Below are 25567 nucleotides of genomic sequence, written 5' to 3'. Positions count from 1 at the left end.
GTCCTTTAACAAACATTGAGGGACAATTATGTCAGTTGCACCAGCCGCAAAGAGAGCTAAAGTTGAGGTGTCAGCATTTGATCGTCTGCCAGTTGCCTTACTTGGGAAGGTGTTCGCTTGTATTGGGCAGCCCGAAATCACAGCCACGCTATCAAAAGCTTGCAAAAAGGCCACTTACATTCTTGGAGAAGTTGATAATTCGACTTATTACGTGTTGTGGAGATCGTATGAACGTGCTCCTGCTTTAAGAGGGCGTATTACAGCAATGCTAGAAGAGCTGCCCGCTGAAAAGAGATCTTATGAGCGTGTACCATTTCTTTATACATTGCTTTCTTCCGAAATGGCTCCAGTTTTTGGCCTTTCTCCTAAGATTGCGCTCTTCTCACCTGCAAAAACAAGAGTGCTTAATCTCTCCAATTTACCACGTTATGTTGAAGCAGTAGATCTTCACGTCTTTCTGCTCAAATTTGTAACCAGTTTGAAAGAAGGAAAGGAATTTCTAAAGCAGATACATGCCATGAACGATATCTTTGAAAGAGCGGCTGTGATTGAAGTCTGGCTGGAAAAAAATAAAGGCGAGCTTGCTGCAATCGAAGAGCTTGATCTACAAAATTCAAACCTCAGCCATCTGCCAAGACAAATTGGTCTATTCACAGGGCTAAAAAAACTAGATCTAAGTGAAAATCAGCTCGGTCTGGTTCCTGATGAGATCGGAGAGTGCAGAGCTCTGGAAATTCTCGACCTCTCGGACAATTTTTTAACAAGTCTAACGCCTCGAATCGCCCTCCCACTTTTACGCATACTTCTTCTGACAAATAATAGATTGAAGGAGATCCCCAAAGATATTGGCAGATGCACTCAACTGTTTGAACTTTGTGCAGGACTTAATGAATTGACTGCGATTCCAAAAGAGATTGCAGGCTGTGAGGCAGTAGAAGAGCTCGAGTTTCAAGACAATCAGCTTGAAACAGTCACGCCTGCAATTGGCAGTTTAGTTCATCTGAGACATCTCAATTTAAATGGTAATAAAATCAGAACGCTTCCACCTGAAATCGGAGGATGCGTGAAACTCCAAGGGATTCTTATTCAGCGGAATCCTCTTGAAATCAGCCGTGCGCAGATCATCCAGCTGCTTTCTAAGAAAGGCGGAATTTTCCTGGAGTGCCCCGAATAGAATGCATTCCCTATCTCTTCTTAAAAGAGAGCGGCGTCACCTCCAAAAAAGGGCTCTATCTGGTTCTTTAACCGCTAGATACCAAAAAGTCGTGGCTCAAAGATAGGCTCACTGCTATATAGCGGTGAGTCTCTATTTTAACCTGGACGCTTATGGACTACTTGCCTTCGTGGGTGATTTTCATCCTCACAATTTTGATTTCTGTATGCCTGTTTGAAGGAGGTTTCCGGTTAGGAAATTATCGAAGGAAGCGCTCCAAAGCAGAGAGCAAAGCCCCCCTCTCTTCAATCATGGGAGCGACGTTGGGGCTGCTCGCATTCACACTCGCATTTACATTTAGCCTAGCTGCTTCGCGGTTTCTTGAGAGAAGGGACCTGGTCTTAACCGATGCGAATGCAATTGAAACAACTTACAGACGCGCAGAGTATCTTCCAGAGCCCAATCAGACGATAATCCGCGATCTTCTTAGAGAGTATGTCGCTATTCGGAATCCGAGTGGTGATCTTGCGCAATTAAAGCAGATAATAGAAAGGTCTGAACAGCTGCAAAATAAGCTCTGGGCTCAGGCCGTAGTCATTGCAAAAAGTAGTCCCAACTCGGTTGTTGCAGGGCTATTTATCCAATCCCTAAACGAGATGTTTGACCTGCACGCAAAGCGTGTGATGACCGGGGCAATAATACGCATTCCCGATTTGATTTGGGCCATGCTCTGTTTTGTAGTTGTCCTCTCCATGGTTGGAATGGGCTACTACTCGGGACTTACAGGGGCCAGGAGCGTGATAATTAACCTTGCGATGATCCTCACCTTCTCCGGAGTGGTATTTCTTATCGCGGATCTCGATAACTCTCAAGGCGGATTTGTAAGAGTGAGCCAGCAGCCGATGCTCGACCTCTTAAAAAAGATCTCGCCTTCTTGATGCCGAGGACTAGATAAGTAGTATGGGTCGAAAAAGGAGATTAGCTTACCTTTTCTGGTCTATTGTAATTTTGGTGAGGGAATGGGTGCAGCAACTGTACCGGGTGGGTTTTTATACCAGCCTGGATCATTGTAATTTGTAATTCCATCTCTGACTTTTAAGATGGTGAACATTCCGCCCATGTCGATTGCGCCAAATGGCCCCGGAGAACTTTCAGAAGAGGGGCCTTTCATTCCCGTCATCTCCATGCTAGAGCCTCCGTTCTTACTATGACTCATACCGCTTGTTGTGTGGTGAGTTTTATGACAGTGCAGAGCCCAATCACCCGGCGCGTTTGCAACGAATTCAATATCATGAGTGTTTCCAACCACAACATCCAAAGTGGTTCCTAAATGTTGGGCGCTTTTGGGAATAGCCCAGCCGCCAAATCCGGTGATGTTAAAAGCATAACCATGAAGGTGCATTGGATGATTATCCATGCTCAAGTTCGCAAAACGGATGCGCACTTTTTCACCCTTTTTAACAACAAGAGGGTCTGTTCCCGGATAGACGCGTCCATTGATCGTAAAATAATTAAAATCCAGCATCTCCATGGGGTTTATTTCGCTGCTGCCCTCCGGAATGGCCCACTCGTGCAAAAAGAGTGCAAAGTCTCTGTCCACAGACTGCTCGCCGCTATTTTTGGGGTGAATGATAAAGAAACCCATGAGCCCTAACCCTAACTGCTTTACCTCGTCGCAATGGGGGTGGTACATATAGGTTCCATGCTGTTTCAGTGTGAACTCATATTGAAAGGTCTCTCCAGGCATAATTGGGGCTTGGCTTAAGCCGCAAACACCATCCATTCCGCTCGGCAGAAGGATACCATGCCAGTGAATTGAGGTTGGTTCAGGGAGATTATTTGTAACGAGGATTCTCACCTTGTCGCCTTCTACAGCCTCGATCATAGGTCCTGGGCTTCGTTTGTTGTATCCCCAGCAGTTCACAACAAGACCTGGGGCAAACTCCTGCTTTACAGGTTCTGCAACTAAGCGGAATACCTTCACATCCTTGTCCATGACATAGGGGAGAGTCTCTCCGTTGAGCATAGTTACAGGCGTATACTTAGCTTCGAGCTGAACAAAAAATAGAAAAACCGAGATGATAGTGAAAATGACTCTCATATTCTCTGTCTAACAAAGAACCCTAAATTTGTTGACTACTTTTTAAAGGTGTAAATAGGAAGGAAAAGATAGATATGATCTCCCCTCGTCACCCGGAAATGATGGCGTACATAAGTGAATTTCCTCTTTTTTCAGAATATCATGTAAAAAAAGTTCCCTGTTCTGGATATGAGGGATACTTCTATATCGATGCGATAGAAGATCACATTAAAAATTCGCTGGAGGAGGGATACGCTTGGGAGACTCACATCTCCAAATTAATCTCTAAGTGTGCACGTAGAGGGAGTGTTGTTCTGGATGTAGGGGCTCACATTGGAATCCACGCTTTAACAATGGCCCACTGCGTTGGAGAGCTAGGTCGTGTTCACGCATTCGAGCCGCAGCCCAAAATCTTTCGCGAGCTCTTTTTAAATATGAAGTTGAATGAGATGGAAAATGTCTCATGCCACTGGGCTGCTGTAGGGGATACGACTGGAACTATCGAAACCCATCCCTTTACACCAGGCAATGAGGGCGGCACTTCGTTAATTGCATCGAACCTCACCGGGGGCAACTGGACATACAGAGCTGCTGGAGGAACTGGAGTGTTTGTGGACTTAATCACGATCGATTCTCTCCATCTCAATGACGTTTCGCTCATGAAGATCGATGTTGAGGGGATGGAAAATGCTGTCATCGATGGAGCAAGAGAAACAATCTTAAGAAACAGGCCTATGATAATTCTTGAGATTATGGGCGGTTCCACTCTCAAAACAGCGCCAGCAGAAATCGCTGACCAGATCGAATTCTCCAAACGCAAAGTAGTCGATCTAGGTTACAACCTCACTCACATCTTCGGTTGGGACTACCTCGCAATCCCTAAGTGAGATCTCAAAAGATCTCGCTTAGAAAGTTTATGGTGGCACTCCAGGCTCTTGCAGCGGATTCTGGATTGTATTGCAAGCCAGATTCAGGCACATTTACGTTTGGCGAGGCGAACGCGTGCAACGTGTTGCCATAGAGATGTACTTGCCAGTCGATTTTAGAATCGTCCATTTCTCTTTCAAAAAGCTGCAATTCGCTTAAACGCACTTGTGGATCGTTATACCCGTGAAGGATGAGAATTTTGGCCCTTATTGGTCTGATCAGTTGAGAGGGCGGGGGATCAAAATGCCCATAGAAGCTTACCACGCCTCTAATGTCTGCTCCGCTTCGAGCAAGGTCGAGCGCGCACAGGCCGCCGAAGCCAAACCCAACTGCTGCAATCCTCTTGCTGTCGACGTAGGGGAGTCTGGAGGCCACATCAAGCGCTTTCAGTACTCGTCTTTGAAGGAGAGCCCTATCTTCAAGAAATGGCCTCTTTAATGAGGCGTTCTCTTCTTTCGATCTTCCTAGAATGCCTTTTCCATACATATCGAGCGCAAAGCTTGCATATCCTGCCTCGGCAAGTGCTCGGGCCTTTTCGCAGATAAACTCATCCCTTCCTCTCCATCCGTGACAAAGCAGCACAAGGGGCCGCTTTTCCTCAGACGAATAAGCAGCAAAGCCCTCTAGGGCCGCACCGCCATCCTCATATGCAACTAACGCTGAATGCATGTACTATCTCCAAAATTCGAGCGGATTTGCTTCTTCGTTTTGATGTTTTCTAATTGGGATTTAAACAGGGTTTGCATTATCAATAAAGCATGGTTTTGCGACATGTGAAGTCCCATCTTTTTCAAGCACTTCCTAAAGAGTCTGAAGATGTTAAGCAGATTCTGTCGGATTATCTTAAGTGCGCAGAAAAACCCATCGAAGAGATCTATCAGAGCCTTGGCACGTCGGAACAAGGGCTTGAGCACAGAGAGGAGAGGCGTCGACTTAAGCTTCATGGTCCAAATGAGATCTCTCATGAGAAGCCTCTATCTTGGTATGTTCTGCTGCTCAAAAATTTCACCAATCCCTTTATTGTCCTGGTCCTGGTTCTAGGATGTATCTCTGTGTTGTTCCGGCAGTATGATGCAGCTTTTATTATCGCATTCATGGTTGTTATCAGCGTGCTGATGCGCTTCATTCAAGAGTACCGTTCTAATAACGCTGCAGAAAAATTAAAAGCGCTTGTCAGCACCAAAGCGACGGTGATTCGACACAATGGCGGAGGCTCTAAGAGCTTCGAAATCGATATGAAGCAGCTCGTGCCAGGAGACATTGTGCACCTTTCGGCCGGTGACATGGTGCCTGGCGATGTAAGATTGATCTCCGCCAAGGGGCTATTTGTCAGCCAGTCGGCGCTCACTGGAGAGGCGATGCCGACAGAGAAAGAGGTGAAAGTTTTAGAGAAGCCTCCAAAAAGCCCCTTCGATCTACCGAACCTCTGTTTTTTGGGAACGAGCATTCTCAACGGCACCGCTTTGGCAGTTATTCTTAAAACGGGAAATCACACCTATTTTGGTAAGTTAGCCAGAAGTATTGCCTGCCGCCGGCCACTCACAAATTTTGACATCGGGGTCAACAAGGTGAGCTGGCTACTAATTCGTTTTATTCTGGTCGTTGCTCCCTCTGTTTTTCTGATTAACGAGCTATCGAAAGGAGACTGGCTGCAATCTCTTCTTTTTGCACTTTCTGTCGCAGTTGGGCTTGCTCCAGAAATGCTCCCGATGATTGTCACAACGAACCTAGCTCGCGGAGCCATTAAGATGGCTGAGCGCAAGGTGATCGTTAAGCAGCTGAATGCCATTCAGAACTTCGGAGCGATCAACATCCTTTGCACAGACAAAACAGGAACGCTCACTCAGGATCGTATCATTTTAGAAAAGCATCTAGATCCAGAGGGTAGAGACAATGAGGAGGTTCTTCTCTATGGATATCTGAATAGTAGTTTTCAGACAGGCCTTAAGAACCTGCTCGATATAGCAGTTCTCCAGCACGCTGAAATGAAGAAACATTTAGAAACCTATCATAAAGTCGATGAGATTCCTTTTGACTTTACGCGCAGGCGCATGTCTGTTGTTCTTTCAAAAGACTCCGAAAAACATCTTTTAATTACCAAAGGCTCGATCGATGAGATCCTAGCTCTTTGCACTAGTGTTAAATTAAACGGCGCTGCTCGTCCTCTCACTTCTGAAAGCAGAGAGAAGATCGCGGCGATAGAAAAAAGCCTAGGGGAAGATGGGCTGCGCGTACTTGGAGTAGCTTGCAAAGAGATGCCGCCTGTGAAAGAAAAAGAGTACCAAGTGAAGGATGAGACGGATCTTACTTTTGTGGGTTTTTTAGCATTTCTAGATCCTCCTAAACCATCAGCAACGGAGGCTATTGCAAGTCTCAAGACGGCAGGGGTGGAGGTCAAAATTCTCACTGGAGACAATGAGATCGTCACACAAAAGATCTGCAAGTGGGTGAATTTGAAGATCGAAGGCATGCTTCTGGGCGCAGAGGTAGAAGCCATGAGCGACGAGGAGCTCAAAAAGGCGGCTCCTCGAATGACCATTTTTGCGAAGATGTCCCCCTTGCAAAAATCGCGCGTTATCCTCGCACTAAAATCGTGTGGAAATACAGTTGGATACTTAGGCGATGGGATCAATGATGCCCCAGCTCTTCGAGCTGCGGATGTGGGAATTTCTGTGGACACTTCAGTCGACATCGCAAAAGAGTCCTCCGACATCATCATGCTTCAGAAAAACTTGGTTTTTTTGAAAGAGGGGATTCTGCTCGGGCGCAAGACCTTCGGAAACATCATCAAATACATCAAAATGGCTTTCAGCTCTAATTTTGGAAATGTATTTTCTATCGTAGGGGCGAGTCTTATTTTTCCATTTTTTCCGATGCTTCCCGTGCAGCTTTTACTGCAAAATCTCCTCTATGATATCTCCCAGGTTGCAATTCCATTTGATAACGTCGACCGCGAGTTTTTGCTCAAACCCAGTAACTGGAATACAAAGGGGATTGCCCAGTTCATGATTTTCATCGGGCCCATTAGCTCTATTTTTGACTATGCGATCTTTGCAGTGATGTGGTTCGTTTTTGGAGCCAATACTCCTGAAAAGCAGTCCCTTTTTCAAGCGGGCTGGTTTATTGAAGGGCTGCTTTCTCAAACATTGATCGTCCATATGATAAGAACGCAGAAGATTCCCTTCTTTCAGAGCTGCGCCTCGCTTCCTCTTCTCTTAACTACCGCCTCCATTATGGGGCTCGGCATCTTTATTCCCTATTCCCACATAGGAAAGAGCATTGGATTAAGCCCCCCTCCGGATACCTATTTTTTCTGGCTCATTGCAATTATTTTGGCCTACTGCTTCCTCACCCAAGCCATCAAGGTCTGGTTCATCCGAAAGTTCCACTACTGGTTGTGACACCAATTTAGTTGGTCGCTTTTTTCAACCCCGTGTACAATACCAGTCTCTAAATCAAAATTTCCGGAGAGAACGATGAGAAACGTCCTAATTGGCCTGCTCAGTTTTTTAAGTGTTACTTCTATGCATGCAGATATGGCGAAATCCTCTGAATATGGAGATGTGCCTGTCTGCGGGTATTACGACTCAAAAATTATCGGGTCGGGCTGTTTAGAGATGATCGAGCTTATCGATCAATTTCCTTATGGAAACTACTCTATTTTTGATGTTAGAGAGCATGGACAATTTTATCTCGATCCCATCAACGACTTCGTTAAGAACCATCTTCGAAGAGGCGGTTCATGGGAGCCTTTCATCAGAGTGATCATCGATAGTGAAGCCGCTCCTGGCTCTACGGCCTTAGATCTTGGTGCACATATTGGGCTGCATACAATTGTTATGTCGAGGGCTGTTGGCCCGAATGGCCGGGTGATTGCCTTTGAGCCGCAGCCTAAGATCTTTAGAGAGCTTTTCATGAACATGGCTCTCAACCAGGTTTCCAATGTCCACTTCTTCTGGGCTGCCGCAGGAGCGAGTGTTGGAAAGATTGAGCTTACTCCGCTGCCCTTAACAGGCGCTGTTGAAGTGAATGAAGCGGGAACTGCGATAAATGGAGGGTCCGGAAAGTTTGTCGATCTCTTAACCATCGACTCTCTGAATTTGAACAACGTCTCTCTGATCAAGATGGATGTTGAGGGTCAAGAAAATGCAGTATTGGATGGAGCAAGAGCCACTATCTTAAGAAACAAGCCCGTGATCATCATCGAAATCATGGGCGGTACAAACTTTGACACCGCTCCAAAACACATTAGAAAGATGATTACAGCCACAATCCGGAAGCTCAAGTCTTTTGGATGCACTGTCGAGAGACTGAGGGGACACGACTACATCGCCTTCTTCCCTAAAGATGCTCCAAGAATCTTGCCCCTTATCGCCAAGTCAAAATCCCTACCCGACTGGTAAGAGAGGGGAGTTCTTTAAGCGAGGCCGTAGGCTCCAAACTTGAGATCGAAAGGAAGCGCATCAAATGCATAGACAAGGCCGCCCGTGCCAACACCTATAACTGCTGCTGCCACTAAGCTAATTGTTTGAATGGTGCCAGCATCCATGCCGTCAAATATAGAGATCTTATTATCAGCAAGTGTTGTAAGCAGGAGCTCAGTTGCGAAGTAGGTCAACATCGCAAGTCCTATTGCATAGATTGCGATAATAGCTGTTTTTAATGCTGAGATCGATTTGAGGATGACAACAGTACCATCAACAGGTCCATCAAAAGAGACTACAGCTCCTTGCAGTTGAATTTGAGTGGGATATTTTGCCATGAGCTCTGACAAGTCTATCCAATTCTCAAGAAAATTTTTGTCGAAGAATGCTCTAGCAAAGGAAGTGGAATCAATTCTTACCGTATTTCTAATTATGTAGCTCAGAGCGCTCATGAGGGTGATTTTCCCGTGTATTTAAAGCGTGTATTTTATATATTTTTAGTTAAAAAATCAATAAATAAAAAGAATTATAGATTTTTATAGTAAATATGAAGTTCTGCTATAAAGATTGGAAAATAGAGAAAAACAGCACATGAAATCCCACTCCTCAAACGAAAAAGATGCTCCTAAACTAGTAGCAGAAACTTATGCTCATCAAATATGGGATGAGAAAAATCTAACAGCCATAGATGAACTCATTCATCAAAACTGTGTGATTCATAGTCTGCTTGGAGACTTTTACGGACCTGGGTCTATGAAAAATGTTGTTCAAACATGGCTCAACGCATTTCCTGATCTGGTTGTGAAAAACAGATCACTCATTTGCGACAAAGATCTTGTTGCAATTCAATGGCAAGCTCAAGGGTCACATCAAGGAGAGTTTAAAGGAATTAGGCCAACAGGAAGATCCATCTCCTACGCGGGAGCTACCGTCTACCGCGTATCCCAGAACCAAATTGTAGAATACTGGGCATATCTCGATATGAAGCACCTCCTCGATCAAATTAGCTAGCCAGATCCTCATTACATTTCCTGAGCATGGTTGGTCTGAGCTTGCAGCCTAGCCTTGAGAAGGGGGATGTAGGGTTGCATGGATGTGTCTTTGACAGCATTAAGGGTGGTGTTGTACTTGTCGAATTCTCTCCGAGAAGCGTCGCTTAACTCTTCGTAGGAATAAGCTCCAAGCCTTTTTCTTAAACACGCCTCTTCTGTACGCGTCCAGTAGTGGTTAATTCTGCAGAGATCGCGCGGCATCTCTATTTGAATGTATCTGTTAGGAAGTGAGACGGGATTATGCACCCAGCAGTCTGGAAGCGAGGGGAGTGCTTTAAGGCGATAAAAAGTTTTCGGAATCCGGTTCCACTCATGGGATTTTTCAGTGCACAAGTGCAGTTTTTCCACCATTAAATCTCCTTCACTAAGACTCCAGGTGTTTGAAGTTCCAAAGATGTGCCAATAGACTGAGAGGGCGCCAACTTTATGAGGCAGATTATCCAAAAAAGCAAAGAAGCGTGAGATGCCTTGCAAGGGCATAATGAATTCATCGATGTCTACAATTGCAAGCCAATCTGCCTTCCTAAACGCTCTTCTGACCATATCATTGTAAGCTTTTACAATGGTCCCTTCTGGAGTTGTGGGATTAAATCTATAATCGATATTTGCAGGGATAGAGGGCCAATCTGTAAGTTCTACAACTCCACTTGCAATGTAGGGATCTAGAACCTGCAAATAGTTGTCCGAACTCTCGTTGTTATACAAATAGAAGTGTTCGACTCCGATCAAGCGGTGGTACTCTATCCACTCCTTAAGCCACGGAGCTTCATTCCTAAATATCGCCCCGATCGCCAATCGATACTGCGCAAAGCAGTCAAGCGGAGACAAAAGAAGCAGAAGAGCAACAAACAACTTTTGCATCTAGCTAATTCATAACTTGAGCGCTTGAGTCTGCTAATACGCTTGAGTTAACCGGACGGTAGTCTCCTCCTAGGTATTGAGACAGAAAACGCTCGGCATGATCTAAATACATCATCTTATTGGCAAACTTAGCGAATCGATGTCCCTCATCTGGGAATAAAATGTACGTTACTTTTTTGTGGTTGGATTTCATGCTTTTATAGATCTGCTCAGACTCTTTTTCGGCGACTATATGGTCATTTTTACCATGTACTAAAAGGAGAGGGGCTTTAATGGCTTCCAAGTAATTTAAGGGAGAGCACTTCTGTAGATATTGGGCTCCTTTTGGATCGCCGGGATTGCCCCCTGTGCTGGTGATAAAAGCTTGTTTAGTAAAAAACATGGTCTTATCCGAAAGAGGAGCTGAGGTAAACTCCCAGAACTTAGGCACATTATCTAGAACGGTCTTGAGATTGGAAGGGCCGCAAATAGCCACACAACAGGTGAAATAATCAGGAGAGAGGGTGAGGCAGGCGAGTGATTCATATCCCCCATAGCTACCACCAAAAACCGCTAATTTCCCCCTTTCTGTAATTCCTTTGGAGATACAAGCCTCAACTGCATCAATGACATCGAAATGTGCTTTTCCTCCCCATTCACCATTACCCGCATTGACGAACGCTTTTCCAAACCCGGATGAGAGGCGAAAATTGACGCTGAGTACAGCATAACCACAGCTTGCCAGCCACTGGTGATAGGGATTGAATCGGAATTTATCTCTCACTTTGAAAGGTCCGCCATGGGGGACTACAACAAGAGGAATGGCCTTGTCGACGTATCCGCCTTTATCGACTCCCTTGGGCAGGGTGTAGTAGCAAACGAGTTTCTGCCCATCTCTAGCAGTGACAACCATTGAGTACATTTTTGAGAAGCTGCTGCTTACTGACTTGGAAGCATGCAGTGGAGAGAGAGTTTGAGCCTTTATGTCATAGATCCAGAGCCCTCCTCCTGCGTGAGGGGAGCTTTTTGCAACAACCCACAAGTTCCCATCGCTGCTGCTGCTAGTTACATCAAAATCAGGGCCTAGGTGATCCTCAAGAAAAAGAAGATCCTTCTCAATAGCAGTATCGATCGCATGCCATTTTTTCTGCTCGTAATAAGAGGCGTATGCTCTGGGCTCTCCTCTGATGAAAAGAACATCGTCGACGTCGCTATTGGATTGAGCGCCCAATACCTTTTCATCACCTGAAGTAGACAGGGATTTAACCACTAGCTGATTTGTATCTGAGAATCGATTATCCAATAGATAAACAGATCGGGTTTTTTCGTTGTAGGAGAGGAATTCGGTCTGGAATGCCTCAGAAGAAGTTAGCTCCATAAAAACAGCATCATTGGAGTCGAAAACAGTCCAAGAGCCATCTTCATCGTTGATGCGCATTTTTAATATGAGATCTAAATTGTCGCTAACCAGAAATTTGGCGTAGGAATCATTCTCAAATAGCAGTTTAAAATCACCAGAATCCAAGTCGAGAAGATAGAGATCGTGGAAGTGGGGATTCCTGTTGTTTAATCCGATAACAGCGCTGTTCTTTTTAGAACTGATCTGGATGACTTTCGCATTAACCTTGGGAAATTTCTCTGTGTAAACGAGATCATTCTTCGAATACACGTGAATGCCATGTAAATTCAATCTTCCCGTCCCATTCTCATCCTTCAAAACCAGGACTCTCTTGCTATCACCAGACCAGAAGAATTGAATGATTTCAGGAGTAGTAAAAAAGCTGATCTGTTCACGGCTGGCTGTGGAGCCATCCTTTGCGCTAATGAACACATTGGAGATGCCCTTTTCATCGGCTCCTACATAAGCGATAGTGGTTCCATCAGGACTGATTTTTGCTGAAATCAGCGAGGGGTTAGCGAAGAGCTCTTCTTTTAAAATTTCTCCACAAAGCTGCTGCTGTACAATTCCAAAGGACATAATCACCACTAACCATTTACAAATTGAAGTGTTCATTGCTTTCCACCTTTTGCTTTTTTCCTTCCGATTTCATAGACAGGATAGATGTCTATTACGGTCTCTTCGTAAGGATGAGCCTTTTTGATCTCTTCTAGTACATGCTCCAAAATTGAGCGGCTGCAGATCGCTTCAATGCGCTCTTCTGCAACTTCTTCCATTACTCCTTCTTTTCCGATAAAAGGATTCGAGCCCTTGCTAGGCATAAAGCGTCCAACGCCCTTCACTGAGAAGCTGCAAAAGGAGTAATTTCCCACCTTGCCAGCTCCAGCTCGGCCCATCGCCTCTCTCACCGCCCCAGCATGCGTTTCTGGCACAGTGGTGACGATCGTCACGTAGTCTGATTCTTCCAAATGACAGAGCTCCTTTCGGTTCCAGATAACCGCACTATTCGAAATTACAAGCCGCTTCTTAGTAGCTAATTTCGTGAAGTTATAGCGGAAATTGATTCTTTTGAGCCACTGCGAATTATCGCACTTTCTTATTGAAGTGGCTCATCAAAGGCCTGCTGAATTAGAGTGATCTGTAGGCGTGAAGAGCCTCTTTTGCGCTCTTTTCGTGATTGGTCATTGGAGCTGGATAGCTTCTGCTGCCAGCGCGATATTTTTCCTCGTGCCATGCATGGATAGCTTTAGGTGGCAAATCTCGAAGTTCAGGAATCCATTTCTTAATGTAGGTGCATTCAGGATCGAATTTTTTCTGCTGGTTCCAAGGGTTGAAAATGCGAAAATAGGGCTGAGCATCGCTTCCAGTGCTAGCGACCCATTGCCAATTCCCATTGTTAACAGCAGGGTCGTAATCGATTAGAGTTTGAGCGAAGTATCTTTCACCCCATCTCCAATCGATGTGTAAGTCTTTGACAAGAAAAGAGGCTGCAATCATTCGCACGCGGTTATGCATAAAACCTGTTTCGTTCATCTCTCTCATACCAGCATCTACAATCGGAAAGCCGGTAGAGCCTTCGCACCATCTTTGATAAGCCTTTTTGTTATTGGACCACTTGAGCTTATCAAATTTGGGACGGAAAGCACTTTTGAAAACGTAAGGAAAGAAAAATGCAATCGATGTAAAAAAATCTCTCCAGTAGAGAGAGCGGATCAGCTCGTGGTGTGGATTTAAATTGTGGCAGATTGCCGCATACACTTCTCGAGGAGAGCAGACGGTGAATTTTAGATAGGGAGAGAGATTTGTAGAGTACTCTTCTGATGGGTAGTCTCTAAGTTTTCCATATTTATTAAAGGAGCCCAATTTTTTGAGAATTTTGAGAGCCTCCGATCTTCCTCCAATCAACCCATTTTCTATAGTTTGCTTGGGATAGATCGACCTATCTTCTGCAAAGGGGATCTGTCCATGGAAGTAGTTGGTTCCTCGGTTCTGCACGGGAGGCAGAACTTTCTGTTTTGAAGCATTGCGAAAATAGGGTGTGAAAATCGTGTAGGGCTTCCCATCTTTTTTCAGAGTCTCCTCGGGCGGATGAAGGAGAGCATCATCGAAAGAGTAAAATGGAATTCGACCCATTTTACAGACTTTTTCAAGCTTTTCGTCTCTCTGCTGGCTATAGGGAGTATAATCGCGATTTACGATCAGAGCTTCGATGTTGAGCTCGCGCGCACATCTACTTACAACTTCTTCTGACTTTCCCTTAAAAAGGAAGAGTCTACCTCCTTTTTTCTTTAGCTGACTTTCGAGATCTTCGAGAGATTCAATCATAAATTTCAGGCAGTGATCGCTTCTAAATGGATTTCTCTCGATCTGCTCTGATGTAAAAATAAAGGCGGGGATGACAACCTCAGAGGACTTCAATGCAAAAATGAGACCTGTATTATCCTCAAGCCGTAAATCGCGCCTGAATAAAAAGAGGGATCTTCGAAACTTCATCTTCATTTCTATCCTTTTGCGATCTGCTTTGCCATTTGGCTGAAAATGAGAACATGAAACGGATAAAGACTATACCAGTAAAATCTACCCCAGAGCCCATTGGGGCGGAAGGATGCCGTCTGTTTCAGAACTCCTCCTGTTTCATGAGGGATGATCTCAAATTCAAGCCACGCTTCACCTGGCAATTTCATTTCAGCATAGAGAAGTAAACGTCGATTCTTTTCATCCGCTAATAAAACGCGCCAGAAATCAAGAGCATCTCCCGCTTTCAGCCGCGTCGGATGAGTCCTGCCTCGACGCAGTCCAGGTCCTCCTGCTAATTTATCCAAAAAGCCCCTCAATTTCCAAGCCCAATTCATTGTGAGCCAACCTCGGTCTCCGCCAAGAGACCAGATCCGTTTTTGCACTTGCTGCACAGGACAAGAAAAAGGAGCGGTGCGTCTATCGCTCAAGATGCCGAATTTGGGAATGTGGACATAAATCGAAAGGTCTGGATTTAAAGAAGAGCCGCTTAAAGTATCTTTCCAGCTTGAAGGAACCCAATCTTCCTCGATACGAGTGAAGGCCAGTTGCAGAGACTCTTCATAAGAGAGCAACTTTCTGGGAAAGAGCTTGTGAATTTGATTTTCTTTGCAAACTGCATTATTAATCAGGCTTTCGACAAGCAGGCGCGCAAGTGGAAAGCTGGTCCTAGTCACAAAAAATAACCAGTAGGAAGAAAGCCGCGGTGTAAGTACGGGAACCGTGAAAATTTTCCGCTTCAACCCTCGCATTTTAGCAAAGTTTAATAGAAGGTCTTTATAACTCATGACATCTGGGCCTCCGATCTCAAAGGAGTGGCCAAGGCAGGCAGGATTACCCAAAACAAGCGTTAGATAAGTTAGGACATCGCGTACAGCGATCGGTTGAGTTAGCTGCTTAAGCCATTTTGGGGCAACCATAACGGGCAGCTTTTCAACAAGATCTCGGATAATCTCAAATGAAGCACTTCCCGAGCCGATGATGATTCCCGCCATCAGAATAGTCACAGGAACCTTTCCCATTTTAAGGATTTCTCCTACCTGTTTTCTCGAGGCCAAATGACGAGAGAGGTGGACTTCGTTTGAAAGGCCGCTTAGGTAGATGATCTGTTTTGCCTGTGTGTTTTCCAATCGACTTACAAAATTTTTTGCTGAAGCAGCCTCCAATTCGGAGAATTTTTGCGAAGAGCTCATTGAATGAACTAGATAGTAGGCTGCATCGATCTCGTTAGGAATTTTCAACAAGGAGGAGGGATTAAGGAGGTCAGCTTCAATGATATGAAGTTGAGATTGAAATTTCTCGGGAATCTCAATTCGAAAGCGGCTTCTTACTAGCGCGTATATCTCATGCCCCTCATCTGCCAAGCGAGGAAGAAGACGCGTTCCAATGTACCCGTTAGCTCCAGTAAGTAAGATTTTCATAATGCTCTCTTAAAAAACTTCTATAAACTAATACTCCATGAGTAATCTATGAAAATTGTTGTGCTTGAAATAGCTGACGATAGGCAAGAGAATATTGAGTTGAAAAGTGGGGCAACATGGGTTTGAACCATGGACCGACGGATTATGAGTCCGCTGCTCTAACCACTGAGCTATTGCCCCAAAGATGAGCTCCCAATCCTAACTCAGGTGTGTGTAAGAATCAATCCCTACAGTTGTTTTTCTCTTTGCGACAAAACGTGGTGTTTGTTTATACCTTGCAAATCGTCAAAAGAAATTTTGTGAGTGACTGCAATGAAAAAACGATTGTTGACCCTTCTGACTTCTACTCTCTGTCTCTCCCTGTATGCCGATGCGGCGGTTGATGAGGTGCAAGATGCGCCTGATCTAGTGGCTGCAGCTAAAGTGGATATCTATGCGCTGACACGTGCGGATAGCCTTCCTGAAGGGGAGTATGAGGAGATGACCGACACCTATCTGGAGGGGTACATCCAGGCGCTTGTCGACATGCACTACTATGAGCAGCGCGTGCGTGTGATCGTGAAAGATCACCATGTCTACTTGTCAAACCTGCCTCACAACGACCTCTTATCAAATAGTATTTTAGCATTTGTCTCGGGTGTGCCGGGAGTGAAGTCGGTTGAGGTGAAGGAGCCGTCAAAAGCGGAGCTTGAGCAGAGCAAGAAGCTCACAGAGCCTCGTGTGGGCGGTGTCTGGTTCCCGCAGTCGACCGTACTCTATCCTCCGATGATCGCAGATCCTCGCGAGCCGATGTACTATGTTGCCTACCGCGGTGCGGATAAGGTGGTAGGGAAGGTAGCTGCGGCTGTTGCAATGGGGGATGACTTCCCTCTGTTTCGCTGGAGAGATGTCTTCCGCTGGCACGGCGATCTTCAGATTGGCATCCAAGCGGGCATTTGGGCTGTCTTCAACTATCAAGACGTCCCGCACAAGAGTAATCATGAGACGTCGGAGCTTATCAACACCGACTATCTAGTGGGAATCCCGCTCTCTTATGCTGCGGACAGATGGGCCTTCCGTGCGCGCATCTACCACATCTCAAGTCACCTGGGCGATGAGTTTCTGGTCAACCATCCCTCATTCTTGCACAAGAGAAAGAACCCGAGCTTCGAAGCGATCGACTTCTTTACATCGTATCAGTTCTCAAAAGATTTCAGGGGCTACTTTGGTCCCGGCGTGATTGTGCATAGCGACGACTCATTCCCGATGAAGACATTCTACGTAGAGTATGGAATGGAGCTGCGCCTCTTTGGAAAGAAGCTCGACTACCATCGACTGTATGGAACGCCGTTTCTTGCGATCCACTTAGAGAACTGGCAGGTGCGTAACTGGTCCCTCGATACGACCATCAAAGCGGGTTATGAACTCAGTAAGCTCCAGGGTGTAGGCCGAAAGATGCGTATCTATGCGGACTACCACCAGGGCTTCTCGTATGAAGGACAGTTCTTTAAGAAGCGCGTGAAGTACTACGAGATCGGCCTCTCTTGGGGCTGGTAGGCTAATATCGCTTCCCTCTTTTTTGGAGTGCGGCGACCTGGCGCCGCTTTTCTCGATATCGACTTGTCGATATCTCCCTTCGAAGAAACATCGCCGAGTCGATGTTAAAAAAAGCGGCGCCAGGTCGCCGCACTCCAAAATAGATCCTGTTATTATTTTGTATGGTTATTCGTAGATGGCGAAGCCATCTTTGTGGATGGGCCCCTGCTTGCCAATGGCGAGCTTGCCGGACAGGAAGTCTCTGTAGACCCTTAAGGCAGCTGGGGCGTTTCTTACGCAGATAAAGCAGTTGCTAACCCACTCTGAGCCGGCGATGGTGCCGTTTGCTAGGTTGCACTGGAAGCGCGAAGTGATCTTCTGACGCCAGTACTCTGGCTCTCCAAAGAGAAGCACGGGCGTCGCTGCAGTCGAGCCCACCTTTCTTCTCACCTCTTCAAGCGTATACTCAAAATCGGTGCCCATGCCTCCCGTTAAGAAGATGGGGAAGTCGAGGTGGAACTCCGCTTGACGTTCAACAAGGCGATCGATGCGGTAGGTCATCTTGGCGTCGATGTAGGGGTTCTGCTTCTGCTCGTTGACGACGCCTCCATTTTTGGGGCGGAAGTCGACGATGTTTGCACAGGAGAGAATGTTAAGCGACTTGGCAACTCTATTGCCCAGCTCCATAACGCCTGGGCCGCCGCCTGTGATCATCGCAATCGGCGTCTCTCGATTTAGCGAAGGGTGGTGGCTCTCTCTGCGCAGCTCTTTAAGGCCGTTGAAGAGGGCGATGAGCTCCTGTTCAAAATCAGCCCCTGGCATGAGATTCGATCCGTAAACGCCAAAGGAGACAGCCTTCAAGAAGGTCTCGACAAGAGGAATAGGAACGAACATCCCGCAATCCTTCTCGGGCTTGGGCACATATTGCAGCACCTTGCCGCTTGTGCGGTCGGCCCAGAAGATCGGGATTGCAAACTTTGCAAGGTCGAGAAGCATCGAACGGTCTTCGTGCGAGAAGAAGTCTCCGGAAGAGTAGGAGGGGTTCTCAAAGTAGATTCCCTTCAAGTTGCGCTGCACCAGATCGCCGATCAGCATCTTCTTCATCAGAGGGGAGGGGAAGTAGCGGACAAAGAGGATTCCTTCGCTCGAGATGATGCCATCTTCAATGCTCTTTAAAATGGGATAGCTGGGCTGCTGATGGATATACCGCTCTACCATCAGTGCTTGCCTGCCAGGGTGAATTAAGCCCGGAAATTCGCTTTTAACAGGCTCTCTTGAGACCCAGTCGGTGGATTTAAGGTTGAGAAGCTGCTCGCCTTTGACGATGAAGGCAGCAGCATGGAGGTTCTTTTTTGGCGGCGCGGTGTCGAAAGCGCGGAAGATGTAGGTCGGGTCTTCTAAACAGCTCTGCAGCTGGTCGCGGTCGGCAAAAAAGACGTGTTCTCGGTGTGGCTCCAGTGTGTAAAACTCAAGAGGAATGTCTGTGAGCTCTTTGGGGGATGATCCATACAGTTCATAGACATCTCCGGAGGCGCGTGTTGTCGGATCTAAAATCGACGCTGAGGTGTGGTGCAGCCCATGCGGAAGCAGCTCTTCTGCGACCCTTCCAAATACGGTTCTAACGTGTAGGGGGAGTGTATGGACGAGAAGGATTTTGCCCTCTTCGACAACGCGGTTGGACTCAGTATTCCAGACCTGCATCATCTGCAGCAGTGCGCGCAGGCTAAATTCCGGACGGTGAAGGGCTTTTGCGATTACGGGGAGGAAACCATAGACTTTATCATCATACTCGATCGTGCCCTCTTGAAGGGTTAAGAAGGCGACAACGCGACCCTCGATCGTTTCCAGAATGAGCTGATCGCTGCCCTGCAATCCTCCAAGAGATAAAAGAGGGCGTCCCAATCTATCCGACCGTCCGAACATGCGCAAAAGATACTCTGGTGTGCGCACGCGCCTTCTGGGGTCTGCGGCAAAGAGCTTGCCGATGTAGGCCCCCTCTGTGATGAGAGGCAGCATCTTCTTGGCAATGTCGCCAATCGCAAAGAGCTGCACGCGGATCTCTGCAGTATTCTTCTTAGAATCGAGCAGACACTCTTTGCCTACGGCATTTAAACCTAGCTGGGCGAGAGTGCTCTTGAAATTGAAGATGACGTGTTCGCGGTCGATGCGGAAGCCCGCAAACGTCGGGGCGATGTTCTCAATCCGGACGTGCGCCTCCACACTTCCATCCGCAAGAGGCTTGAGCTCTTTGATGAAGCCGTCTGGCGACGCCAGGTCGTAGTGGGCTGAGTAGAGGTATCTTTCCATGAGAGCCTATTTGCTCTCAAAATAGTCTTTTCTACTTAAAAAGATCTACTCTTCTTTGTGCTCGGCCTTGCTCTCGACATACTCGGTGATCGTTCTTTCGATAGCACGCGCCGTTCCCGGCTTGAGGGTCGTGTGTCTAGGAACTGTCACTTTGAGTCCATCGTTGTTATCGAGTTGAAAGTGAGAACCACTTATCCTTACAGCACATAGGCCATACTCTTTTTCCAGGCGGCTGAAAAGATCTCTCAGTCTCATGTTTCTGTCGATGATGCGCACTCTCTTTTCAAATTTAGGAGCTTCTCGTTTTGGCGCTGCCCCGGCTGCGTCAAGAGAGAGAACAGCAGCTCGCGCTGCGGCCGTCTCTACTCTAACGCGCACTGGAACTCTCACTACTCTTCCTTTTAAATCTTCGCGCATCGGAAGGCCTGGCTTTGCTGAGACTTGTACTGCTCCAGCGGCGCTAGCCCCAGCGCCTGCACCGGCACCGGCACCGGCACCGGCAGATGCTGCTACTTCAACGGTTGCTGTTGTTACAGAAGATGCTGCTGCTTCTGCGTCCTCTTTTCCATCTTCGTGCGACGCGGCTGTATCGGCTGTAGCGCCAGCTGCTGGGGCAGTAAGGCGGTCGACAAGATCTGCAACCCCTTCACCCAACATGTAGCTTAAAAGTTCGGGTTGAAAGACGCTCTCTTGAGAAGAGGGGCTGCTCATCTGCAGCGTAAGCACCGCGTCCACATCATCTCTAAGGATATCCAGAGAGCAGAAGTCCACGCTCGCATGGAAGAACTCCTCTTCAAAGAAGGCGATCCACTCCTCTTTGTGTGCAGCGAGCTCTGCGGCATCTAGTGTTTTTAAAAACTCTTCAATGCGCTGAAGACAGAACGGTCTCAGTTTTTCCAGAACAGGAATCTGATTATCGAGTGCTTTGATATATTTCTGCATCTCCCCAAGAAAGGGGAACCAGATTGTAAAAGCGTGGCCTTGACCACATTTGTTGATCATTGACCAGCGATGGTAGAGCATGGTCAGAACTTCTGGCCTAATTGTGAATGTGCTATTGAAAACCATATGGTGCGCTTCTTGACGCATCGTCGTAAGAAGTGTGCGAAGCTCCTCTTTTTTTGCGGTCGAAAGAGAGGAGGGCACGCCTGTTAGAGCTGGATCAGTAATAGAGAACTCTTCTTCAGCTCTTCGGAAGAGATAAGCCATATTAAGATTAACTCTATGCATGCCTGTATTTGTAAGGACAGAGCCTCTACCAACGAAGATCTGAGTATCTAGAATGTGGAGAAAATCTTGAACAAAAGAGCAGAGAATTCCCTGCTGTGAATGTTTAAAATAGAGAGAGTGCACAAAAAGCCTTTGAGGTTTTGCTTGTTCAATCTGCATGCCTGCTCTTTTTGCGAACTGCTCATGTGTGAGCTTACCTGCCATCGCTGAAACAAGATTTGAGAAGAGATCTTCTGACGTTGCTCCCATCATCATCAGCATTTCGGCAAGCACACCTCTTAATTTTGAATCCGCACCCACTTTATTCTGCTTTTTTGCAAAAGAAGCGAGCTCGTCAATGAAGGGCTTTAAGAGAACGCAGTCCACAGAGAGTCTTCTCTCTTTACACCCATCGGAAAATCCTTTAGCCACAAAGTTAGAGTAGGCTAAAAGATCTGCGAAGGCTTTTTCGCGGCCCCCCTCTTTTAAAGCCTTGGCTTGAGGAAAATACTCCCACAATTCAACAAGCGTGTTGTCGCAAAGAAAGAGAGTGGCCTGAGGATGGAAGAGAAACTTGATTCCAAGCTCTAATCTCTTTTCTACAGCTTTAAAGTATCCCTGTACTGTTTTCGATCTGCCTCTTACTTGCAATGTAGCTTGGGAGATTCCCTTAAGCAGATCCTCATAGATGCGGGTAGTCTCTTTACGTGAGGCCACCATGTAAAACTCCCCCGCCTTCTCCTTCCCTTTTTCTAAGAAGGGCATGTCAGGGGTTGTTTCCGGGAGCTCCCTTCGACATCTCTCTACCGAGAGGCTCACGTAGGTGTACATAAAGTGGGCGCAAAAGTTCCTCAGAAGGAGCTCTCTTACGTTTTCTGGCACATATTTTAGTAGAGTCTCTAAAGACTTGAAGAGATCAAACTCCCAGAGATCATAGAGACAGATCGCATCGTGAAGTGCATAGCTTTTAAACATCTCCTCTATCAGCGCCCGTTCAGCCGGTTTCAGATCTAGTTTGAAGGGAGTAACTTTTTTTGGGCGGTAGTCCTCTCTAGAAGTTAAATTCATCGCGGCAGTAAATATGCGCGCTTTCTCCTCTTTAGAGGGCTCGTGTGCCGGGTCTAGGCTGATCGATACTGTTTCAGAAAGTCTTTGAACCAGCAGAGAGGTCGCTTGCTGCTGAGCAGCTCCTGCTCCTTTTACGTCGTTTTTATCGGAGCCTGCGGCGCCAGCGCTGCTGCCAGCAGCAGGGGAGGAGCTTGAAAGTGGGCGTGTGCTTGTCATGATCGTTTACCTTCTTTGCCTTCGTTGAGTTTCTTTTCATAAGAATGGAGCATTCCTGGCTTGAGATGCTTGTGGCTGCCGACTGGGGCGAGGAATGTGGCCATCCGTCCGGTCTCTTTGTTCTGCATTTGCATGTGAGAGCTTTCTTGCCTTTTTGCAAAAAACAGCTCTTTTACGAGTGCAAGGATCTTGCGGTTCTTCATGCCTCTGCGGAGCTTGATGGTCTGTTCACGTGTCAAAGCTTTTGCGGCTTTTGCTGCGGCCTTAGCAGGTGCTGCGGTAAGCGACATGAGCTGCGCTCTCTCTGCGGCCGATTCGGTGCGCGCTTCAGGAGGTGCGGCTGCGCCGGCTCCTGCGCCTTCTGCAACCTCTTGTCTTGCCCGAGGCTCCCGATGTGGGCGGCCAGTAGTATCCTCGCGCATCGGCTTGAACTTCGCAGCTCTTACTCTCTCCATGACCTCTTCGATTCCGTCGAGAGTCATGAAATTACTGAGCTCTTCAGGAACCAGATGTCTTCCGGAGGCGCTATTGATGGTGGGGTTTAAGCTGAGCAGCCCCTCCATGTCCTTCGCAAGCATGGATGCGCGGCAGAAATCTAGGCCGACGCTGAAGCAGTACTCCTCGAAGAATTTGCACCAGGCGGGGCCGCAGCTTAGAAACTCCTCTGCAGAGAGGCCCATTAAGAACTCTTCTATACCTTTTAAATTCTGCTCTCTTAGCTCATCGAGCTTTTCCAGGAGACCGTCATAGTTTTCTATAACATGCATGAAGTTGTCGCGAATGAAATTTCTCCAGACGCCATACATTCCTTTTGCATCTTGCAGCATGCTTTGAAACTCTTTAAATATCTGGATGAACTCGCTAGTTTTTGGCAGGAAGGGAAGCCACAATCTTGCAAGCTTTTCATCAAAACCAGGCAGGTGAGCTTTCACCTTGTCTGCTTGTGGCAGCATGGAAGTAGAGAGGGAGGCGAGGGCGCTTTGCAGATGAGGACGCTCTACAATCTGTTCAGGTCCGCATTGGCGGAATAGCCAATCGAGGTTTGTGTTGAGTCTGAAGTAGACAGCTTCGATAGTCGCGTAGGTCTCAGGAGAGCGAGCGACAAGAACGCGCCTGTCATAGATGTGCATAATATCTTGGATAAAGCCCGTTGTTAAGGCACATTCCATAGCAGTCATAAAGAGCTGTCCAATGAACTCTTCCTGGCTCTTCGCTCGTATTGTTTCGATATTAAACCCTGCGAGCCACTGTTTATGGGTTAACCTTCCCTGGTGTGCAAGAATGAGACTTACGCAGGCTTGGTCGTGGATTTTAAAAAGCTCGTCGATACTCCAACTTAACTCCTTTTTGAACTTCTGAATATCCTCCTCTTTTGACTGGTCAGGGGCCTCGTCTAAGCATTTTTGCAGCCCTTCAAATGCGATGGGGTTGCAAGCGAGATATCTTAACTCCCTGGCAGAGACGAAGATAGAAGAGACGAATTTAATAAAACTTCTTAGAGCTAGTAAGCAGGCTTCTGGAGAGCCCTTTTGGAGATCGGCCGCAGTGGGGAAGTGTTTTTTTAGCGTTCTTAGGTCTTGGTTAAGAAGAAGAGGAAGAGCCTCGCTGCTTTTAAGGATTTTGCACAGGAGATCGATCCTATCTACCACCGCATTGAGATACTGTTTTTTGCCTTTAAGTTGAGGTGAGACACCCGCGATCTCTTTCACCATTTTTTTCATCAGATCCAGCTTACCTGTCCAGCTGATTCGATCTAATCCAAGAACCCACTTACTCTTGCTGCTTGCATCTGTCGTCACGTGTTGCGCAAAATCGCTTTGTCCTTGAACGCGATTATCTTCTACCATGAGGGTTACATAACCTACTGCCATCTCTGCGTAACAGCGCTGAAATATCTCATCTAGAGTGTGGACTACTCCACCAGCAGCGGCGAATTTCATCTTTGTGTGGTAGGCGGAAAGAAGCGGTCTGATCTCCTCCAGGTGGTAGAAGAGGTCGAAAAGGAGGATGTCGGCAAGAGACAATCTGTTTGTTAAAGACCATCCGAAGATCCTACTGAGTAGTGTGCGGTCTCCCTTATCTAAAAATCTCAGATCGACTTTGGGTGTGTGGGGAAGCTGGCGCTCTACATCTTCCAGACCAAGGGTGCTCTGAACTTCTGCAAGAACGCGCGACGAGGCGCCCTTTCCTTCCAGAGTTCTCTGCGCAAGAGCTGCTACGACTTGGCTGGCTTTGCTGTCGGCTTTGCCTTCTGCAGGAGCGGCAGTGGTCTCATCAGGGCCTGCGGCGCCGGCGCTGCTGCCAGCAGCAGGGGAGGAGCTTGAAAGTGGGCGTGTGCTTGTCATTTTAAACCAAAAATTTAAAAAAATAATATAGATTTTAACATTAAGTAGAGAAATGGTCAACTTTTAGTATCTGTTTAATTCATGTTTTGAAAATTAATTTTTGATGGGAAATTTGCTAGAAAAGGGGGTGATCTCTATATTTTCCGCTCTTTTCCCTAGTTTTCTTAATAGAATGTAAATTAAAATTTTAATTTTACATATCGATGCAAGGAAGGTCGACTCTATGCCAGCTTTACGCAGTGTGGGGACTCATGATGGCTCTTTTCATGCTGACGAGGTAACAGCATGCGCTCTGCTCATCCTTTTTGGTCTCGTAGACAGAGATAAGGTGGTGCGCACGCGCAGCGAAGAGCTGCTCGCACAATGTGAATATGTCTGCGATGTAGGCGGCATCTACGATCCTGCAAAGAAGCGCTTCGACCACCACCAGATCTCCTACAAGGGGGATATGAGCAGTGCTGGGATGGTGCTTCTCTACCTGAAAGATAGCGGAAAGATCGACTCTGCGACCTACGACTTTTTTAACCGCTCTCTGATTTTAGGTGTGGATGCCCACGACACGGGAAGAAGCTCAACACCTGTCGGCACTGCGACCTTCTCGATTGTGATTGCGAATTTCGTCCCCCCAACTTATGAAGCTGAGGAGGCCATTCAGAATGAGGCATTCAACCAGGCGCTAGAGTTTGTACTTGGACATCTTAAGCGTCTGCTCGAGCGCTACCGCTACATTCTCGCTTGCAGAAAGCTCGTAGAAGAGAGCATGGCAGCCTCTCTGCCCTACCTTTTCTTCGAAAAACCGATTCCCTGGCTCGAGAGCTTTTTTGAGCTTGGCGGTGAGCGCCACCCAGCCCTCTTTGTCATCATGCCCAGCAGCGAAGGGTGGAAGCTGCGCGCCATTCCTCCCAATTCGGAAGAGAGGATGAAGCTGAGAAGAGCTCTTCCTGAGCCTTGGGGAGGCTTGCGCGATCAGGAGCTTGAGCGCGTCTCTGGAATCGATGGAGCGGTCTTCTGCCACAAGGGTAGATTCATCTCGATCTGGAAGACGAAAGAGGCTGTTTTCAAGGCTCTTGAAAAAAGTTTGAAAACTTGAGAGGTAA

19 protein-coding genes and 1 tRNA gene are annotated in these 25567 nt (G+C 46.9%); 8 read left to right on the top strand and 12 right to left on the bottom strand.

Annotated elements, in window-relative coordinates; translation table 11 throughout:
- Positions 1 to 28: 28 nt before the first annotated feature.
- Both HYX48_06365 and HYX48_06360 read left to right on the top strand, forming a co-directional pair.
- Complete coding sequence (locus tag HYX48_06365; protein ID MBI2743522.1) at positions 29 to 1174, top strand: leucine-rich repeat domain-containing protein; 1146 nt, start codon at positions 29 to 31, stop codon at positions 1172 to 1174.
- Positions 1175 to 1326: 152 nt separating this feature from the next.
- Positions 1327 to 2091 carry a hypothetical protein gene (locus HYX48_06360; GenBank protein MBI2743521.1) on the top strand — a complete coding sequence of 255 codons (765 nt, stop codon included), beginning with the start codon at positions 1327 to 1329 and terminating at the stop codon, positions 2089 to 2091.
- 59 nt (positions 2092 to 2150) lie between these two features.
- On the opposite strand, the gene HYX48_06355 is transcribed toward HYX48_06360, so the two are convergent.
- Positions 2151 to 3254: a copper oxidase gene (locus tag HYX48_06355; GenBank protein MBI2743520.1), complete on the bottom strand. Its 1104-nt coding sequence runs from the start codon at positions 3252 to 3254 to the stop codon at positions 2151 to 2153.
- A 74-nt stretch (positions 3255 to 3328) separates the two neighbouring features.
- Here HYX48_06355 and HYX48_06350 point away from each other — a divergent pair, with 74 nt between their 5' ends.
- Complete coding sequence (locus HYX48_06350) at positions 3329 to 4120, top strand: FkbM family methyltransferase (protein MBI2743519.1); 792 nt, start codon at positions 3329 to 3331, stop codon at positions 4118 to 4120.
- Between the two features lie 4 nt (positions 4121 to 4124).
- Here HYX48_06350 and HYX48_06345 read toward each other — a convergent pair whose 3' ends face one another.
- Positions 4125 to 4829, bottom strand: coding sequence for a dienelactone hydrolase family protein (locus HYX48_06345; GenBank protein MBI2743518.1), 705 nt, complete (start codon positions 4827 to 4829; stop codon positions 4125 to 4127).
- An 89-nt stretch (positions 4830 to 4918) separates the two neighbouring features.
- Between HYX48_06345 and mgtA the strand changes: the two genes are divergently transcribed.
- A complete protein-coding gene (gene mgtA / locus HYX48_06340) occupies positions 4919 to 7561 on the top strand; it encodes a magnesium-translocating P-type ATPase (protein MBI2743517.1) in 2643 nt (880 codons plus the stop codon).
- Between the two features lie 75 nt (positions 7562 to 7636).
- On the top strand, positions 7637 to 8563 hold the full coding sequence (locus tag HYX48_06335) for an FkbM family methyltransferase (protein MBI2743516.1): 927 nt from the start codon (positions 7637 to 7639) through the stop codon (positions 8561 to 8563).
- A gap of 14 nt (positions 8564 to 8577) precedes the next feature.
- Here the strand turns inward: HYX48_06335 and HYX48_06330 are convergent, their stop codons facing one another.
- A complete protein-coding gene (locus HYX48_06330; protein MBI2743515.1) occupies positions 8578 to 8922 on the bottom strand; it encodes a hypothetical protein in 345 nt (114 codons plus the stop codon).
- A gap of 253 nt (positions 8923 to 9175) precedes the next feature.
- On the opposite strand from HYX48_06330, the gene HYX48_06325 reads away from it, so the two are divergent.
- Entirely contained in the window at positions 9176 to 9595 is a 420-nt protein-coding gene (locus HYX48_06325; GenBank protein ID MBI2743514.1) for an ester cyclase, read from the top strand.
- Positions 9596 to 9606: 11 nt separating this feature from the next.
- Here the strand turns inward: HYX48_06325 and HYX48_06320 are convergent, their stop codons facing one another.
- The 6 genes from HYX48_06320 to HYX48_06295 all read right to left on the bottom strand — a co-directional run bounded on the left by HYX48_06320 (position 9607) and on the right by HYX48_06295 (position 15990).
- Positions 9607 to 10497, bottom strand: a complete 891-nt coding sequence (locus HYX48_06320; protein MBI2743513.1) for a glycosyltransferase family 92 protein — start codon at positions 10495 to 10497, stop codon at positions 9607 to 9609.
- 4 nt (positions 10498 to 10501) lie between these two features.
- Positions 10502 to 12454: a S9 family peptidase gene (locus tag HYX48_06315; protein MBI2743512.1), complete on the bottom strand. Its 1953-nt coding sequence runs from the start codon at positions 12452 to 12454 to the stop codon at positions 10502 to 10504.
- Between the two features lie 32 nt (positions 12455 to 12486).
- A complete protein-coding gene (locus HYX48_06310) occupies positions 12487 to 12825 on the bottom strand; it encodes a hypothetical protein (GenBank protein ID MBI2743511.1) in 339 nt (112 codons plus the stop codon).
- A 178-nt stretch (positions 12826 to 13003) separates the two neighbouring features.
- Positions 13004 to 14374, bottom strand: coding sequence for a deoxyribodipyrimidine photo-lyase (locus HYX48_06305; GenBank protein MBI2743510.1), 1371 nt, complete (start codon positions 14372 to 14374; stop codon positions 13004 to 13006).
- A gap of 2 nt (positions 14375 to 14376) precedes the next feature.
- Complete coding sequence (locus HYX48_06300; protein ID MBI2743509.1) at positions 14377 to 15810, bottom strand: SDR family oxidoreductase; 1434 nt, start codon at positions 15808 to 15810, stop codon at positions 14377 to 14379.
- Positions 15811 to 15917: 107 nt separating this feature from the next.
- Positions 15918 to 15990: transfer RNA gene (locus tag HYX48_06295), tRNA-Ile, on the bottom strand.
- 132 nt (positions 15991 to 16122) lie between these two features.
- On the opposite strand from HYX48_06295, the gene HYX48_06290 reads away from it, so the two are divergent.
- Entirely contained in the window at positions 16123 to 17346 is a 1224-nt protein-coding gene (locus HYX48_06290; protein ID MBI2743508.1) for a DUF1207 domain-containing protein, read from the top strand.
- Between the two features lie 165 nt (positions 17347 to 17511).
- Here the strand turns inward: HYX48_06290 and HYX48_06285 are convergent, their stop codons facing one another.
- The 3 genes from HYX48_06285 to HYX48_06275 are packed head-to-tail and all read right to left on the bottom strand — an operon-like array spanning position 17512 to position 24470.
- Positions 17512 to 19632 carry a hypothetical protein gene (locus tag HYX48_06285; GenBank protein ID MBI2743507.1) on the bottom strand — a complete coding sequence of 707 codons (2121 nt, stop codon included), beginning with the start codon at positions 19630 to 19632 and terminating at the stop codon, positions 17512 to 17514.
- Between the two features lie 45 nt (positions 19633 to 19677).
- Positions 19678 to 22125: a type II toxin-antitoxin system HicA family toxin gene (locus HYX48_06280; protein MBI2743506.1), complete on the bottom strand. Its 2448-nt coding sequence runs from the start codon at positions 22123 to 22125 to the stop codon at positions 19678 to 19680.
- Positions 22122 to 24470 carry a hypothetical protein gene (locus tag HYX48_06275; protein MBI2743505.1) on the bottom strand — a complete coding sequence of 783 codons (2349 nt, stop codon included), beginning with the start codon at positions 24468 to 24470 and terminating at the stop codon, positions 22122 to 22124. The genes HYX48_06280 and HYX48_06275 overlap by 4 nt, the downstream gene beginning before the upstream one ends.
- A gap of 223 nt (positions 24471 to 24693) precedes the next feature.
- Between HYX48_06275 and HYX48_06270 the strand changes: the two genes are divergently transcribed.
- Positions 24694 to 25560, top strand: a complete 867-nt coding sequence (locus HYX48_06270) for an MYG1 family protein (GenBank protein ID MBI2743504.1) — start codon at positions 24694 to 24696, stop codon at positions 25558 to 25560.
- The last annotated feature ends 7 nt before the right edge of the window (positions 25561 to 25567 follow it).

This window comes from Chlamydiales bacterium, assembly GCA_016185065.1.
Taxonomy (GTDB): Bacteria; Chlamydiota; Chlamydiia; order Chlamydiales; family Rhabdochlamydiaceae.
Note: the sequence above shows the minus strand (reverse complement) of the source record. Positions and strands in the feature narration are given on the sequence as shown.